This is a genomic window from Flavobacterium aestivum, from assembly GCF_026870175.2.
GTDB lineage: Bacteria > Bacteroidota > Bacteroidia > Flavobacteriales > Flavobacteriaceae > Flavobacterium > Flavobacterium aestivum.
Window position 1 is genome coordinate 1,866,833 of record NZ_CP113977.2, and the last position, 19,513, is coordinate 1,886,345.

Genomic DNA, 19,513 nt, shown 5'->3' on the forward strand with positions numbered 1-19,513 from the left:
AATGAAATTATCTCATACATTAGTTTATAGTATTTTAAGTTTTTTTATATCTACAGTTGCATTTTCTCAAGATCAGAGTAATACAAAGAAAGGTACAGGAACCGTTTCGACAAATGGAGCATCAGGGTGTACCAATCCAGTTCTCCCAGCAATAAGTGGCGGTTCTTCATCAGTTTGTGTTGGTGGAATTACACCATATTTTAATCATTCCAATAGTAATGGTGTTTGGTCAATTGTTAATGGATCAGGAACTGCTACTATATACACACCAGGCATGAGTGGGAAGAGTACTTCTAGCTTGAATTTGAATGGTGCTATAGGCGGCGGCGGCGGAGGTGGTGGCGGCGGTGAGCCTACAGGGCCATCAAGTGTGCAAGTGAAAGGATTAACACCTGGACAAGTTCAGGTTAAATATACAGTTCCAGCATCAGGACTTTATTGTGCTGGTAGTGTTACTCAATATTTAATGGTTAATGCCATTCCAGTAGTAAGTATAACAGGACCAAATGCAATTTGTGTCAATGCAACAACACAATTATCTCCAACTACAGGAGGCACTTGGACGAGTAGTAATCCAGCAGTAGCCACGGTAAGTAATACCGGTATGGTAACGGGAGTTACTGCAGGAACAGCAACCTTTACCTTTACAGCAACGGGTGGTTGCACATCATTGGCAACACCAGCAGTAACGGTTAATGCTAGTCCAGCAGTAAGTATAATAGGAAATACCACTGTGTGTCTTGGTTCTTCAACACAATTTTCAAGCTCAACACCGGGAGGTAGTTGGAGTCTTATGCCTAGTGACAGGGAAAAAGCAACAGTAAACAGTACTACAGGTATTTTTACAGGGATATTGGCTGGTTCAGTTCTACTATACTATTCAGGTAATGCTAATAATGGCTGTTCCTTCAATGTATCTACGCCTATTACCATAAATGCTGCGGGAGTATTGTCCCCAATAGCAGGATCTTCCACGGTATGTGTGGGGTCCACAACACAATTTTTAAATACAACGTCAGGAGGTATTTGGTTAGTAAATGATAGTAGTAAAGCAACAATAAACAGCAGTACTGGTATTCTTACAGGTGTGTCGGCAGGTTCAGTTGAAGTTACATATAGAGTTAACACTAATGGTTGTTCTTCAACAGTATCTAAGTTAGTAACGGTTAATGCTAGTCCAGCAGTAAGTATAGTAGGAAATACCACGGTATGCGTTGGTTCTACAGCACAATTTTCAAGCGCTACATCAGGAGGTACTTGGAGTGTTCCTCCTAATGATAGGGAAAGAGCAATAGTAAGCAGTACTACAGGTAGCCTTACAGGAATATTGGCTGGTTCAGTTCAACTATACTATTCAGGTAATGCTAATGGCTGTCCCTTCAATGTATCTACGCCTATTACTATAAAAGATGCCGGACCATCATTGTCCCCAATAGCAGGATCTTCTACGGTATGTGTGGGTTCTACGGCACAATTTTCAAATACAATATCAGGAGGTATTTGGTCAGTAAATGATAGTAGTAAAGCAACAATAAACAGTAGTACAGGTATTCTTACAGGTGTGTTGGCAGATCCAGCTCCAGTTGAAGTTACATATAGAGTTACTACTAATGGTTGTTCATTAACGGTATCTAAGTCTGTTACGGTTGATGTTAGACCAGCTGTAAGCATAACAGGAGCAAACACTATTTGTGTCAATGCAACAACACAATTATCTGCCATAACAGGTGGGACTTGGGCAAGTAGTAATCCAGCTGTAGCTACGGTAAACAATGCCGGTGTGGTAACAGGGGTTACTGCCGGAACGGCAACTTTTACCTTCACAGCAACAAATGGTTGTACATCATCGGCAACACCAGCAATAGCGGTAAATGCTTTACCTTCGGTAAGTATTACAGAATCAAATACAATCTGTATTAATACAACAACACAATTGTCTCCAACTACAGGAGGCACATGGACAAGCAGTAATCCAGCTGTAGCGACGGTAAGCAATGCGGGTATGGTAACAGGAGTTACTGCCGGAACGGCAACTTTTATCTTCACAGCAACGGGTGGTTGTGCATCATTAGCGACATCCGGAGTGACGGTTAATACTACTCCAATAGTGAGTATAACAGGACCAAACGCAATTTGTATCAATACTACAACACAATTATCCCCATCAGGAGGAGGGACATGGGTAAGTAGTAATCCAGCTATAGCCACGGTAAGTAATGTGGGTGTGGTAACAGGAGTTTCGGTTGGGACGGCTACTTTTACCTTTACTGGAGCAGGAGGATGTATCTCATTACCAACTTCTGCTGTAACAGTTAATACTAGTCCAACGATAAGCGCAATAACTGGTGGTGCTACTAAGGTATGTATTGGGGCAACAACACAATTTGCTAATATTACATTAGGTGGTGTTTGGTCTATTACAAATGGAACAGGTAGTGCCACTATTGATAGTACTGGTTTAGTAACTGCTCTATCCTCAGGAACTGTACAGGTAAACTATATGGTAGACAATGGTACTTGCAAAAGTTATGCAACCCCTCAAGAAATTACAATTAGCCCTGCAACAACTGGGGCCAAAATAGATGGACCTGATACTGCTTTTATTGGCAGTAGTTATAAAAGAGAATATAGAGGTTATCCATTAGGTGGTACATGGTCTGTAAGGAATGCATCAGGTACAGCAACTATACAAATGCTTATGGGAGGGACACAAAATAATGAATATCTCGGAATGTTAAACGCTAGTACTAGAGGTACTGTAAAAGTAATCTATACTTATAATGATCCTTGTGGTTCCGTTATTTCTTTAGAAAAAGAGGTAACTATTTTAGAGTCTTGTACATTAAACAATCCTAACTCTTTAATTGTAAAAGGGCTGTATGAAAAATTACTGTCGCATTTGTATGATAGAGTTAGAAGAGGAGACACTAATGCCCAGATTAATGGCAGTACACCAGCAGAGTTGATTGCTCTTAGACCTTATATAAAGAATAGCCTTGCTGACAAAATATATAATTTTAATTATTATAAGTATACAATGTGGCCATATTCGGAAGGATTATCTTTTTCTTTTTCACCAGGGGACATTGTAAATAATGATGTTCAGATAACGAATGGAGGTCTAGGAGATTATACGAATACCTATGTTTCATATAACACAGTTTCTAAAAATAGTGTTTCTAATTATATACCTGCTGGTATTGATGGGTATGGAGGATATGATAGAGTACAATCTTATGCGATAAAAAATATAGATTTTTGCCCAACTGTCATCTGTGCTCCAATGTCAGGAAGTATAAAAACATCTATTGCGAGTCCAACAACTGCTGATAGTATTAATTTTTCATTCGAGACCACTGCGACTAATTTAAGTTATAAATGGACTTTTAAGGAATTAGATAATCTTACTCCAAAAGGTAGTGCAACAACTCCAGTAGCATCACAAACGTTTAGCATTCCAGGAAATTATCGCGTACTTCTTTTTGCTAAAGACGGCAATGGCTGTGAGGGCAATTTTTATACAGATGTAATTGTAAAACAAACGTGTGTGCCAATTGTAGGGAAAATTAAAATTCTTCAGGCATCATCAACATCGGTGCCAGTTGTTTTGCCAATAGAATTATTTAGATATGAAGGGTCTTGGCAGGCTAATGATGAGAGTAATAATCCACAAGTAAATTCATGGGTAGATTATTTAGATATCAATGGTGTACAGAAAAGAGTTATCGTAGGTCCAATCGAAAATGGCTGTAAAGAGATTATGGCATCAAAAATTGTAGCTACCAATGGTGTAGAAAATTGTGTTGCATGTCAGGATTTTGAATACGCTCCAAAAAATGGAGTATGTAGTCAGGTTGAATTTATAGATTGTTCAGGTGCACATCAGACTATTTTTATTGGTCAGCCAACAGTGATTGAAGCCAAAAGAATTGTATCAAGCACTCCAGTAGGATGTGATTCTACTGACCCTTCACCAACAGATCCACCAGCTGAGAATTAAAATTATATCCTTTAATAGTATTGATTAGTGTTTAAATTAATCTTGATATTCAGTAGCACAGCAATAATTGTTTATAAATAAACAAGAAACATAAAAAAACATATTAGGAAATATGACAAACGTTTTTAAAATAAAAAAATACTTGATACTTACTATTGGTATGGTACTTTGTTCATTGGCAACTTTTGCGCAGGAATTAACGGATCAGGAAATTGGGTATGATGTAACTAGAATAACTCAACGATTGAAAGAGAAAGGGCTTTCAGATAGTATTATAAAAAAAGAAATCGCATTGTACATTTATGAAAATGAGAATTTAAAAGGAAAACCGATAGTTCATAATTTAATAGCTGATAAAGAAAATATAATCAAAAATAAGACAAGTAAAGTTCTAGTAAGTGTTCCTAAATCTGAAAGAGATGCTTTAATTGCTTTATACTACGCTACTGATGGTCCAAATTGGCCTAGTACTCTTAGTGGGGTTAAAGCATGGCCTGTTAATGATCCTGGTGCAGAAGTGACAGGTGATTGGAGTGGTGTGTCTATTTACAATGGACATGTTATTGGTTTACAATTAGTTTCTTTAAATGGTTCAATTCCAGATTTATCTGCTTTACAAAATATCAACGCATTATGGTTAACAGGGGCCTTAAGTGGAACATTAGATGGATTGAAAAATTTAAAAAATCTTTCAGTACTGAGAATTGGTTACGATCAACTTAGTCCTTGCATCTTTGAGAGCATATTACCTATTAGTAATTTAGATAATTTGAGTGAAATGGCATTTAATTGCTCTTTTAATATAAAAAGTATTCCAATAGAGTTTGATAAATTAGTTAATCTTAAAAAAATAGAGTTAAGATCAGATATTAATCAAGGTTTAAGCACATTAGGTAACCTGAAAAGTTTAACTCATATTTTGTTGCAATGTAATTTTTCAGGTTCATTGCCAAGTAATTTTTCTAATTTGACAAACTTAGAATTTATTAGCATGTTCAACAATAAAATTGATGATATTTCAATTTTGTCTAATCTGACTAGACTAAAATATTTCGATTTTGCAGGAAATAAGATAAGTGTTATCCCTTCAGATTTTAATAGATTGACCAATTTATTATATATAGATTTGTTTAATAATAATATAAAAGGTGATTTTCCTATATATTTTAAAAATCTTCAGTTAATTAATCTAAATATTGGATATAATCATGAAATTGGAGGGCCAATACCTCCATTAAATTTTACTAATCAAGATTATTCATATATTATTGCAGGTTCAGGTCGTGCCTTTTCTAGTATGTTTGATTACAGAAATCTTTTTATTACAGAAAATAAATTTAGGTTTATAGATTTTGCAAATGAATATCAGTACTATAAAAGTAACACAAAAACTTTTCATTATAATTACCAATCCAAGACTGATGAAAAAAAAGTAATTACAGCTTCCGTTGGAGGTACAGTGACTTTAACGATGTGTGAAGATGGTAGGTATATTAAAAATGTTGATACATTTCAATGGTATAAAGGTGTATATCCAAACGGTGTTCTTATCAATGATGATAAAGCTAAAGCTAGACAATATACTATATCAAATCTAACAGTTGCAAATGCAGGAAACTACTATTGTTTATCAAAAAATCCAGAAATAACAACTCCAGAAGAAAATCTTATATTGCAGAGAGAGCCGATTACTTTAAATGTTGTCAATTGCAACACGGTAGCAGGAACTCTCAAAGCGTCTAATGATAATCCAACTGTGGGTGCTAATACTACATTTTCTTTAGAACCGGTAGCTACTGGCTTAACCTATAAATGGATATTCTACAACGATGCAAACGGAACTACTGTAAAAGATGACAGTCAAACTTCGGCAACAGCTTCGCAATCTTATAGTATTGCTGGAAACTATTTAGTAAGACTAGAAGTAAAAGATGCAAATGGATGTATGACAACATTTAATAAATTTATTGAAGTTAAAAATTATTGCAACAGAAAACCCATCAGTTTTGCATTTGAGACCACAGATACGAACCTCAATTATACTTGGACCACTACAAATGCTGCAGGAGTTGTTGTGAGTGAAGTGAGCAATACTACAGGTTTGTATACCTATACACCAACTCTTGTAGGGAATTATGTTGTAGAATTGATCGCAACTGGAGAGGGTAAATGCAAAAAAGTATTATCAGAACCCATAACTGTAGTTTCCTGTGATCCTGTATTGCCTGTTTGTGAGAATCACATTGCTATAGTAGTAGACGAATCAGGATCTGTGGATGAGACAGAAGCTAAAAAGATAAGAGCCCAGTTAAAATCTTTTATCAAGGAACAAGCAAAAGTAAATGAAGAAGGATTAGGCAATATGTATATTACCTTAATAGGAATGTCAGATTCTGACGCTGATACACGAGCGGACAAAATAATGGAGCAAAAAGTTACTTCTGCAGATTTGAGTAGTACAGGTAACATAAATAGTTGGATAGATAATTATGGCAGACGATTTGGTAAGCTAGGAATTAGTGCAGGATCAGATTATTGGAAAAGTGGTTTAGATGCAGTAGCCAATTCACCTTTTAGAATAAAGCCCAAATTAGTTCTCTTAATTACAGATGGTTGTCAAACAGCGAATCCTGTAGAATTAAAGAAAACAATGGAGAAATTTGATAATTATCAAAACTCAACAGATACGAGTCTTAATAAGCCCCATTTATATGTAGTGGGAATTGATAATGGTTTTTATGTTGATAATCCTGTTACCACTAAGATACTGGCGCGTAATGAAGACCCTAATTATGTGCCTTCGATTCAAAAAAGTAGCCTAACTTCAAAAAATTCAGCCACTTTAAGTAAATCTTTGCAGTACTTGTTTAATTATCAGGATAATGCTTTTCCAATAGAAAGGATTAATGGTTTTGATAGCGCTTCTTATTTTGGACATAAAGACTTTACGTTATTGACGCAAGAGCCTTATTATTTTTCAGATAATATAGTAGTTGCAGGAGTAGGATGTGGTAAGGAGTCCAAAAAAGAATATTGTGCGAATTGTTTGTCTTTTCAACCAGAAGTTGGTGGTGAGTATTTGTTGAGTGCTTGGGTAAAAGAAGAAACCAATATTCAGGTAAAAAACTATGAGAATTCAGAAATTAATATAGTGTTTTACAATAATCCACAGGCATTAGATCCAGACCCAAAAGATCCGAATGCTCCCAAACAGATTATCTCAACTGTTGTCTTAAAACCAAAAGGAGATATTATAGATGGTTGGCAAAGGATTTCAGGAAGGTTTGTTATACCAAACAATACAATCACGGCTGGTGTGGTATTAGATAATAAGAATGTTGGTATCCCGGTTTATTTCGATGATTTAAGAATTCATCCGGTAGAAGGAAGTGTTAAAACTTTTGTATACGATCCTGAAACATTCAAACTGATGTCAGAGTTAGACGAGAACAATTATAGTACTTTTTATGAGTATGATAATGAAGGAGGATTAGTCCGGGTTAAGAAGGAAACAGCCAAGGGAGTCAAGACCATTCAGGAAACACGCTCTGGTAACGCAATAGAAGCAAATTAAGTAAGGTATGTTTTTAAAAAGAATAGTATGTATTTTGGGTTTGTTTTATTGCAGTTTTGGTTATTCACAAACTACGGTAAAAGAGATTTTTCAAAAAATGGGGATGCAGTATAGCGCAGCCAAACCTCTACAGTATAAAACCAGTTATGTTTTGTATAAAGATTTTGATTCCAAAAAAGTGGAAGAAAGTTATAATGGGATTTTTTATAAAAATGCACAAAATGAAATGTACACGAAAATTGGTAATACCGAAATACTCAATACCAAAAAGGTGAATTTAAAAATAAGTCATCCTGAAAAATTGATTGAAATTAATAATCCACTACCCAATTATCTTGGCGATTTTGATATGAAGTCTTTACTTGATTTATGCAAGATTGAGAAATGTATTGATTACAAATCCTATTGGGAAATAACGCTGACTACAAAGCAATTCTCAAGTTTGCCTTATTCTAGGATCATTGTAAGAATATCAAAGTCATACTTTATGCAAAAGCAGGTTTTTTATTACAATACGATTACCAACTTTTCTAAAGATTTTCGTAAGCCAGATGCGCATTATCCAAGATTGGAAGTGATTTATAGCAACTTTAATAGAAATCCAATAAATCCATCGGTTTTTAGCAGTAATACTTATTTTACTTCATCGGGGAAAAAGAGTATTGTTTTATCCCAAAAATTAAAAAAGTATGGGATTGTAGATCAAAGAAGTGTTGCCAATAATAATTAAGATAAAATATAGATATATGTATATCAACAAAAGTTTTTTAGTATTAGTTTTTTCATTATTTACATTGTTTTCTTTTGGGCAACAAGAGGAGTCATCAGATTACAAACTGGGGGCTGAATTATTAAGTCTGCCTGAATTGAAAGTAGAAGATTCAAGATTTTTAGATTTGAATAAGAGAGATTTGAATAATAATAAGTTGTTTGTTTCTGTAAATGATGCAGTATCTATTCATTTTGGATTTAAAGATGATATTTCAACTCCAGCAGCTTACAAAGAAATATATGATTGTACCATTAGTTTAGAAATTACGCCTTATAATAATCGTGGTATTGTGGATTATTCTTACACTGAGAATGATACACTAAAGCAACATAATAAACCTTTTATTATTAGTTTAAAAATTACTCATGATAATGCGATAAAAGGAGTCAAGTTTAATGATTATTTGGTTTACAAACTTCCAGGAATTCATAAAGCAAAAGTTAAGGTAAATTCTATAACATATTCTGCTCCTGGGATTCATTCTGCCCCTTATTTAGCGTTAAAATTTAATACGGATCGTTACTATAATTTACAGAACACTACTGTTACGCCAAGTGCACAATTTATTAAATATGATGGAACAACACCTAGAGTAGTTTCTTCAGTTAATGCAGGAGCTGATGAGCTTTTAATTAAGTGGGATGCAAATACAGTTGCGCCAGCTTTGGAATATGAGTTGGAATGGGCATGGATTGACAATTTTGGAGCCAATGGCGCTAAAATACCGGCTACCCAAATAGGTTTAACAGAGAAAGATTTTATGTTAAACAGCACTAGAATACAAACAAAAAAAACTTCTTACAATATTCCGGTTGTTTATTCAAGTGGTTATATTATTTATAGGGTAAGACCTGTAGGACGATTCCTTGATGATATTAATAAAATTTATAACGGCAAGTGGTCTACTTTTAATGCTGATAAAGAATTAAAGACTATAAGCGATTGGACCTATATAGAAATTGATCAATCACACGAAGGAAAGAAAAACTGGCAATATCAAGCTTCTTTTGCCGAGGATGGAAAGAAAAAAGAAGTGGTTAGTTATTTTGACGGGTCTTTGCGTAATCGTCAGACCGTAACCAAGGTAAATTCGAATAATAAAGCGATTGTTGGTGAGGTAATTTATGATAATCAAGGAAGGGCTGCAATAGAGGTGTTGCCAGTTCCTGTAGAAGCCTCGGCCATTCATTTTTATAATGATTTTAATAAAAATGCTGCGGGTAAAATTTATTCTCATAAAGACTTTGATTGGGATAAAAAAGATAGTATTAAATATTGTGAGCCAATCTTGGTTCCTGAAATGGCTAATGTGGCTGGAGCAAGTAAGTATTATTCAACAAATAATCCAGTACTCAATAACCATCAGGATTATGTTCCGGATGCTCAAGGTTATCCTTTTTCTCAAATAGAATATACACCTGATAATACAGGTAGAATTAAAAGTAAAGGAGGAGTAGGACTTGACCATCAAATAGGGAAAGGACACGAAATGCGTTATTTTTATTCACAACCTACGCAAGAAGAGTTGAATAGACTTTTCGGATATAAAGTAGGGGATTATTCCCGTTATAAAAAGAATACCGTTATTGATCCCAATGGTCAAATGAGTGTTAGTTATTTGGATCCTCAAGGGCGAACAGTTGCTACAGCACTAGCAGGAGATAAGGAAGGAAATTTAGATGCATTAAAGGATGAAATGACTGCAGGTCTACATGAACAGGTCACAACAAATTTATTAGCAAATAATGATCCGTATGCATCTGGTGAAAATGGAAAACTAGAGGATGGAATTAGATTAAATTCAACTCTTTCTGTAGTAAAAACTGGCGAGCTTACTTTTAATTATTCCTTTGCTAAAACCAAAGGAGGATTTACGGATGGTTGTTTGAACGCGAAGGTTTATCCTTTTGTTTATGATTGGTCTATCAGTCTAAAAAATGATTGTGCAAAAGAATTATTAGTAGGCTCGAAAGTAGGTTCAAATCCGTTATCATCAAAGATTGGAGTATTTAGTCTAAATGAGACAAGTTCTACTCCATTAAGCTTTCCTGACAAGGTGTTTAACGCATTAGACGAAGAAAAGTTTTTAAAGAAAGGTTCTTATGCTATTAGTAAAGATCTTAGAATAGATCATGTAGCTTTAGAATCATATGCAAATGATTATATCAAGGAATTAAAAGATAAAAAGATTTGCTTACCCGATCTAACAGCTTTAGCGCCTGAAATTACTGCTGCAGATTGTAATGTTGCTTGTAATAATTGTGAGCAACCTATAAACGTGTGTAATCTTAATTTAGACATGCTACTGCGAGATGTAAGTCCTCATGGTCAGTACGGGTCTGTTAAAGGACTTGAAACAGATGACGATGATGATGCAAATCCTTCTTCTGGTACTCCAGTGGATCCTCTTAGTATTTTTAATGTAAACAATGATTTACTATATGGTGGTTTTCATACAGAAACACGTAGAGATGAGGGTAGCACTGTTGATGTAACCGTAAAAGTTTCTAATTACAACTGGAAAAAACCATTTGGAGGATCCTATAAAGAAGCAGATGGAACTGTTTCAAAAATTAATGTAAAATTAATTACTAAGGTTGCAGGTCACGCAGAGTTAAATATTTATGATCCCGCTTTAGAAGGTGTTGTTTTGACGGATAAAGATCGTAATACAAATAGTAATGATCCTAATGATTATTTAGTAGAGCCTAAATACTTGAGGGATGTTGCCTATTTTATAAGTATTTGGCAAAACAGTTGGGCTAATTCTCTGGTTCAATATCATCCTGAATATCAATATTATGTTTATAATTCTGGAATATGTAGTAAATTAAATAACGCAGGATTAAATTCAAATGCATTTAATGAGGAATTGCTTAAAAAAGAGTTTTATATCGATGAGACAAAACCTATTGACAATTCTATATTTGATGCTGGAGGAGTATTAGAGCAACTTTTAAATATAGATGGTACTAATGATCCTTTCTATAATTCTCCAAATAGTAATAATGAGACTGAAGGAGATTTTGCTATTCGCAAAGACATTATGAAAGAAGCATTGACTGTCAATTTTGATGGTATGGTAACTGGCGGCAAAAAAATGAATATGCTTCAAGCTGCCTATTATTTTGCTGTTTTCTCAAACGGAATTGCACCAGAGTCAGCCTACACTTCTTTTATGAGTGTAAGTCAGAGTTCTTTATTAAGTATAATAAGAAATCTTGGAAGCAACGGTAATATTGTAGATTTAAATACAAAGCAAAGAATTTGGGCAAACTTTAGATCCTATTATTTAGGTCTTAAAGAAAAAACGCGTAGTGTTTTTGCACATATAGATGCTATTAAAAACAACAACTATAATGATTGTATAGGTGACTCCAAAAGTTCTGATAATTATGTTGATTTGTTAAAAAAATATACAAGTATCGGTAGTAGACTTACTGATTTGTTTGATGCTTTACCTGGAGCTGAGGGTGTTTCAATTCCTGTTCCGCCTGCAAGTACTGGTATTGAATTGGCTTGTTCTAAAACTAGTGCTCCTTTATTTGCTAATAAAGTAAAAAGATTCCTGTCTGCAGATTATGAGACAGATCCTTCTATAGATGATTCTGATCTTTTGGCAAATACAAAGAAAGAAGTTGAATCAAAAGTGTATTTAGAAACGGGGATAAACCCAAGGACTTCTGATCTTGAAAACCTATTGAAAGGATTAGTAAATCCAACGGTTCAGGACCAAAGCTTGCCATTGACTAATGGTATTTTGACAACTAGTATGCCGTTTTTAACGCGTTCTGTATTTGATGCGCAAGTAAATTCTAATTTTGTTTTAGAGGATGCAAGTGTGACCCCAAAAATTGTTACAACTGTAAATTCTGGGGTTCTTTCTATTGGATTTACTTGTGATAATGTATCAATTTCTACGCCTATAACATTAGAGTTTGCTAATACAAATAATTATAAAAATCCTTGTGGTGCAAGTGTGAATGCTCCAAATTGGGCGGATATTACAGATTTCAAAAATTTGTATTACATACCAGGAAGTTTTGTTAAAGAGACGGGAATATACCAATTTAGAATTCTTGCTACCATAAACAGAAAAAGTGGTAACGCAGGTTGTACTACTCCCGAAGAAATAATATTGAATGGTACTACAAAAGTTAACATTGCCGATTTTTCTTCAAGTATAGTAGAACCTTCTTGCGATAAAAGGGAAAAATTCAGTGAAGCTTTTAATGATTTGGTACTTGATTTACAACAAAAAGGTGTTTTATGGAATGATGGTTATTTGGATATATCAACCAATGCAGTATTTCTAAATGGATATTTAAAAACCTATTTTGGAGTAAGTAATACAGATCAGGTTAAGTGGCTTAATGATGAAGGGGGTATATATATATATGTTAATGGAGAGAGAAGACTTAAAATAGATCTATATAAATTTAATTTAGGGAATGATAAAATTTCAAGAATTACCATTAATGGATTGAGTAGTGATGGTTTCTCTAATGTTGTAAAAATTAAATTAAAACATCGTTTTGGGCGAACAAAAACAGCAAATATCAGTTCTGGAGCGCATCATGTGCCTTTGTATTTTAGCTGTTGTTCTCCTTGTGGGGAATGGGATTTTGATGGTAATGGAGTAGGAGATGGTTGTGATGAAGTTGTTGATCCTTCTAAAGAGGTTAGTTGTAGTTCATTTGCGGCTGATGAATTGTTACTTGAAAATTCCTTAAAAGATATTTTGAATGATTTCTTAATTCCTGAAAACCATAAAGAATGGTTATCCGGGAGTTATATAAATATGACAACGATTGGAAGACTTAATAATGGTTCAGCTTTTAGATATGTATCTAGTAATTCTTTAATGAATAATTTTGTAGAGAAATTTAAGGCTAGAGAGCGTTGGACTAATATTCTAGATCATTATACCACAAATTTTTTGGCTCGACCTATATTTGATGAATATTCTATAAGTTCTGATGATAGGCAGGGTTTGGTTTCTTTTTCGTTAACAAACGCTCCTTATATCGGTACCAGCGATAATTATTATAATGGACGTTTTGATATTGTGGGGATTAATCTTGGAGATGTCAAAAAGATTAATTCAATAGATATTAAGCCAAGACTTATTTTTACAACCTCTAACGTGATAGAAATTATATATACAGATAATCTTGGTAATACAATTTCAAAAGAGGCAAGGATTAGTTTTATTATAGATTATCAGAAATCTATAAATGGAGGTTGGTCTGGGGCTAATTATCAATTATGCAGATTTTTCAATGAAGGTAATCCTGTTGATACTGGAATTAATGCTTGTAACATTACTAATGAAACAGCTCAAGCTGAATTTCGTTTTGAAAATAATATTCGTGATGTCATAAACAATATTATTACTAGTGTTGCTAAACCAGTAGAATACGGAAAATACTATCCGTGGACTCTTTCATCAAATAATACTACTGTTACTAAATTTATTGAATCATCTAATCTAGTAGAACTTTATCAAGATGCTCGAAGCAAATTGCATAACTTAGATTTAACATTTAATGCTCCAGTTACTTTAAATTATTTTAGTTATGCATTCCATGAAAATGTAATGTATTTTGATTTTATAGATCAAAATGGTGTTTTTAATATGGATGGTTTCGCTTTGGGTGTAGATATTTCCAGTATAAAAAAAATTAATTCTATTGATATAATTACTGGTGACATAAATTGCAATGCAATAATTAATTACAACGATAATTCAGATGTTACTATTATTAAACAAGTTTTTTTTGGTGTTGGAGTATGTTATAGAACTAAAGGATCGACTCAAGGGGTACCTTTTTGTAAATTCTTGGCAAAATCAATCCCGTTAGTTCCTCCTCAAGAGGTTAGTAGAATGATCAAAAGCAATGAAAGTTTTTTTGGATACTCTATGATGAATAAAAAGGGTGGTCTCGAAATTGTAAACAACAAATCGAGTGTGTCAAATATTTCTTTATTAACAGGAGTTGCTCCAGTTTGTCCAGAAATTTGTGTGCCAGCTATTGTAGATCCAGTAATTTGTGGAGATAAATGGAGAGAGTTTAAATCGGATATGAGTTCTATACTACCAACTTATGAGCTTCCTACTAATCTAACTACAGATGGAAATTATTTTTGTGAGGCCAATTTTGGTTACATCAGTGTAGATTATGCGTATTATTTAACCAAGTTAAAAAGTTTTAACGGACCAAGTGCTTTTGGAGAGTCAAATCCTTTGTTTTTAACCATTGATAAATTTGGTGACACAAAGTTGAATTATGGGAATAAAGATACCCATAACGTGATTGATCAATATTTTATTTATTTAAATGGTTTAAATCAGCCAAATCCAACAAAAGAGGCAGTAAGCTGGAATCAATTTGCAAATGAGTATGTAAGTGAACATAAATTGTGCGTACCTGCTCCAATGGTTCCTAGGTTCAGTCTAAAAGTTCCTACTAGTGCCAAAACGCCTTGTGAGTTATATGCAGCTGCTATAAATGCAGCGAATAAACAACAATTGGAAGATGCTTTTTATGCTGGTAAGAGAGAAGAATTTATTCAAAATTATACAAAAGAAGCACTAGAAGGTATTACAGAGACCTTGACAAAAACAAGTTTTGATAAGGAATATCAATATACGTTGTATTACTATGACCAAGCAGGGAATTTGATACAAACAGTACCGCCGGAAGGGGTTCATAGATTGGCACCAAGTTCAAATTCTGCCATAGATGCAGTAAGAAAGGATCAGGCAGAAAAAGAAGATTTGAGTGATGTTAATGGTGCAAAAGTTGTTCCAGACAATACATTGCAAACGCAATACCGTTATAACTCATTGAATCAGTTGATATGGCAAAAAACTCCAGATGGTGGGATAACTCAATTCGCTTATGATGCTTTAGGAAGAATTGTAGCTTCTCAAAATGCAGAACAAGCTAAGCATTCTCAACTGAGCTATACGCGATATGATGGTTTGGGACGTATTACAGAAGCAGGACAGTTGGTATTAAATACGACTGCTGTATTTAATGGTAACGGAAGACTAGCCACTAGTGCCGCACAAGATGCACCATTAGTAGTTGTTGATGCTGTAAATGGTCATTATCCATATAACATTGCTTCAAAAACTGAACAAGTGACAAAAACACTTTATGATGTGCCAATGAAAAATTCAGAAAGTTGGTTTACGGATTATGGTGTAGAAAATAGTCATAAAAGAGTTACTGCAGTATTGTATTATAATGCACTAACAGCAGAGATTCCTTCTGTTGAGGCTACAGTTGGATATGAAAATGCTATTTTATACGATTATGATGTACATGGTAATGTAAAAGAGTTAATTCATCATACCAATAATAATCAAAATTTAACAGGCCTGAGCAGACAGCTTAAAAAGGTAGTTTATGACTATGATCTAATAAGTGGTAATGTGAATAAGGTCACTTATCAGCCTAATAAAGTAGATCAATTTATTCATAAATATGATTACGATGCGGATAATAGGATACAACAAGTATATACCAGTAGGGATAATATGATCTGGGAAAAAGAAGCTAACTATTTGTATTACGAGCATGGGCCTTTGGCGCGTGTGGTAGTTGGTGACAAAAAAGTTCAAGGAATAGATTATATATATACGCTACAAGGTTGGTTAAAAGGAGTCAATTCAGAGGAATTGAAAACCAATTCAGATGCTGGTAAAGATGGTTTAAATGTAGCCAAAGATGCTTTTGGTTTTGCACTAAATTATTATACGGGGGATTATATCTCTAGAACGAATTCTACAGATGGTACTGTCTTTAATTTAAGTAGAACAAAAGGCTTTGAGAGTAATGCTAATTTATACAATGGAAATATCAAAGATATGGTAACTTCATTGTCAGATCTTAACGGACAACCGTTAGCATCTCAATTTAATCATTACACATACGATCAGCTTAATCGTATTAAGAGCATGAATAGTGAGGCTATAGTATCTGGGGTTTCAACACCTTCTTATAAATCAAGCTATAGCTATGATCGAAATGGAAACTTAAAAACCTTAAGTGCTTTTGCACCAAAACAAAATGGTTCTATTGTAGAAATGGATCGTTTGACCTATAACTATAAAGATAAAACTAACCAGTTGCTCAGCGTAAAAGACGCTGTAGGTGCTGGGGTGTTTACCAATGATAGCCAAAATCCAAATGATACATCATTGGATATCGATAACCAAGACGATGATAATTATGAGTATGACGCCATAGGGCAATTAACCAAGGATAAATCAGAAGGGTTAGATATTGAATGGCGTGTTGATGGTAAGGTTAAAAAAGTTGTAAAAAATAACGGATTAACAGTAAGTTTTGAATACGATGGTTTAGGAAACAGAACTTCAAAAACTGTTGTTACACCTTCTAAAACTTCGGTAACCTATTATGTACGTGATGCACAAGGTAACGTATTGAGTACTTATGAAATGGTTACAGAAGGCGGAAATTCAACTTATTATCTTGTAGAACAGGATATATATGGTAGTAGCCGTTTAGGTGTTCAAAAGTATGAAAATGCAAAAATAACGTCTAAAGCTGCTTTCTCAGCATTAGTTAATAAAACAAATCAGCTAAGCGCAGGTACAGAACGAGGTATTACGAATAAAGCAGAATCAACTATACCTAAAATTTATGGATTAAAGTTTGATAATACTTCGGATTATACTGCTTGGCCAATAGATACAAAAAACCAGCTTAATTTATTTAGCAATAAATCAGTAAAAACAAGAGCAATTACAGTAAATTCTCATTTTAAAATAGATCCTGCTAATACAGAAAATGTTGTGGCAGCTTTCCATGGTTCTTCAGTAGAGGGGAATTTTCCACGCGACAATTCGGTTTCTTATAGAAGTTCAGTTTTATTAAAAATTAAAAAAGAGGCTAATGGTTTCGCACCAATTGTATCACTAATTAAATACCGTCGTAATCATAACGATTATAAAAACAGATCAGGAAATAGGAGATATTCTTTTAGAAGTATTGATGAGATAACAGATTATAAGATTGCTCCAATAATCAATCCTGCGGATGCAACGAAACCTTTGCCAGTAGCAATACCGGAAAATGAATGGGATTTTAAAGCTGAAATTAAATTAAATTCGAACGCTTCAAACTATGAAGTAGTAATTACTCTAAACGGAAATGTGTATTCTACGGTTACAGAGTTTAGTGTACCTCTAAAAGGAGATGAAGATGATAGTATGACAGGTGATTCGCCTTATTTAAAAGTTAAGACTCCACCAAATACGTTAGGATTTACAGAAATTCAGTCTCGTCCTGATCGTAGTCCTAATAATAAGAAGACGTATTTAGCTGCTCTTACTGAAATGTGTGATTTCACATATACTATTGATAACGGAAAAGGGCCAGCGGCAACAAAAATAAATGCTTTCAATTTTGATGAAGCTGAACGAGTAGATGTAGTAAACCGTGTTCCAGTTGCAACTACGGGAATAAAAATGGCTCTAAGCAGTGTTAACTATGCTGAAACATTTTGTGGTCTTCCGATGCAAGACAAAGACGGTGATGGTATAAAAGATGAAGATGACAGTTGTCCAGAAATCTTTAATCCTAAACAAGAAGATACTAAGGAAATTGCATTAGGATTCGCAGCAGATGGAATAGAGGATGCATGCGACAACTGTGACTATCCTAATAAAGATCAAACTGATACCGATGGTGATGGCAGAGGGGATGACGTTACTATAAATGGAATAGTTAGACCATGTGATAACTGTAAATTAATTGCTAACTTTGATCAAAAAGATACTGATGTAGATGAGAACGGAAATGCGAAACCTGACGGAATAGGTGATGTTTGTGATAACTGTAAAACAATTTATAATCCAGATCAAAAAGATGAGAACCATAATGGTATAGGTGATGCTTGCGAAGGACTGGATCAAGGTAATGGTTTAGCAACAATTGTTGGTCCTGCAGAAACGGCTAAACGTTTTGTAGGAGACAAGCAATATGAGTTGTCTAATCATTTAGGAAACGTACTTTCTGTAGTTTCAGATCGTTCACTTGTTGATGGAAGTACAGGCTTAAAGCCAGACGTTCTTAGTTACTCAGATTACTATCCTTTTGGAATGCTAGTGCCAAACCGTCACGGTAGATCCGAATCGTACAGATACGGATTCCAAGGACAGGAGAAAGATGATGAGATTAAAGGAGAGGGAAATTCTTTAAATTATACTTATCGTATGCATGACCCGCGTATTGGTAGGTTTTTTAGCAGAGACCCTCTTGAGAAATATTATGCGGAACAAACACCTTATCAGTTTTCTTCAAATGCCCCAATACATGCAAGAGAATTGGAGGGTATGGAAACTGCATTTGATTTTAGGTTTGAAACAAGACAAAGAAGATATTTATCGGGAGAAATTAGCCACGAACAGTATAAGTCAGAAATTAATGCTGAAGCTTCTGGAGCTATTGCAGGAGCTTTAATAGTTGCTGCGTTTTACACAGGCGGTAAAACTTTACCTTTATTAAGAAATTTATTCTGGACAAGTGCTATTAAATTTTCTCAAAATCAATTATTCTTAATTGGAGCAGGTAATGCTGCTACAGGTCTTGCAGTTGGATTTCTAGATGAAAGCGGTACTATTGATGTGCCAGGTCCAATTGATGATTTTTCTAGAACTGGTAGAATGATAATTGGTACTTTTGCTAAAAGTAAGTTTATTGAAAAATATTCAGTTCAATTAGGTAAATTGGATTATGCTTTAGGTAGAGGTTCGACAGTAGCTAAAGATTTAGCTAAAGTGACAATAAGAGAAATTGAGAATATGGCTAAATCATTAATTAGAAGTGATAAATTTAAACAACAAGGAATTAATACTTCTGAAAAATTAATTGGGTTAGCTTCTAAAGCTCTTAATGAAGGTGTTGATGTAGGTGAAAAACTTATTAATAAATATGGGACGAGTTTTTCAAAACAAGTTAAATTAAGTGACGGAACTAAAGTTAATGTTAGTTTTATTGTCAGAGAAGAAGGTGCTTTACCAGAATTAACATCTTTTTCTATACCTGAAGTTAATAAAGAGCTTTTAGGTAAAAAAATAAGTGAGTTAAAAGATAAAGCTCAGAAATTAGGTAACAATTTAAGCAAGTAA

At 34.1% G+C, this 19,513-nt stretch carries 4 protein-coding genes; all 4 read left to right on the forward strand.

Translation table 11 applies throughout. The features are described 5' to 3' along the window. Position 1 precedes the first annotated feature (1 nt). Positions 2 to 4,000, forward strand: coding sequence for a beta strand repeat-containing protein (locus OZP08_RS08175; RefSeq protein WP_281323438.1), 3,999 nt, complete (start codon positions 2 to 4; stop codon positions 3,998 to 4,000). 112 nt (positions 4,001 to 4,112) lie between these two features. Then, the gene (locus OZP08_RS08180; RefSeq protein ID WP_281323439.1) at positions 4,113 to 7,574 is read left to right on the forward strand and encodes a leucine-rich repeat domain-containing protein; all 3,462 of its coding nucleotides are present in this window, start codon (positions 4,113 to 4,115) and stop codon (positions 7,572 to 7,574) included. A 7-nt stretch (positions 7,575 to 7,581) separates the two neighbouring features. Beyond that, positions 7,582 to 8,304 carry a LolA3 family protein gene (locus tag OZP08_RS08185; RefSeq protein ID WP_268849132.1) on the forward strand — a complete coding sequence of 241 codons (723 nt, stop codon included), beginning with the start codon at positions 7,582 to 7,584 and terminating at the stop codon, positions 8,302 to 8,304. A 16-nt stretch (positions 8,305 to 8,320) separates the two neighbouring features. Then, positions 8,321 to 19,513, forward strand: a complete 11,193-nt coding sequence (locus tag OZP08_RS08190) for an RHS repeat-associated core domain-containing protein (RefSeq protein ID WP_281323440.1) — start codon at positions 8,321 to 8,323, stop codon at positions 19,511 to 19,513.

Coding starts and splice junctions, on each gene's coding strand:
- OZP08_RS08190 (WP_281323440.1), top strand. CDS start 8,321: ATGTATATCAACAAAAGTTTTTTAGTATTAGTTTTTTCATTATTTACA.
- OZP08_RS08175 (WP_281323438.1), top strand. CDS start 2: ATGAAATTATCTCATACATTAGTTTATAGTATTTTAAGTTTTTTTATA.
- OZP08_RS08185 (WP_268849132.1), top strand. CDS start 7,582: ATGTTTTTAAAAAGAATAGTATGTATTTTGGGTTTGTTTTATTGCAGT.
- OZP08_RS08180 (WP_281323439.1), top strand. CDS start 4,113: ATGACAAACGTTTTTAAAATAAAAAAATACTTGATACTTACTATTGGT.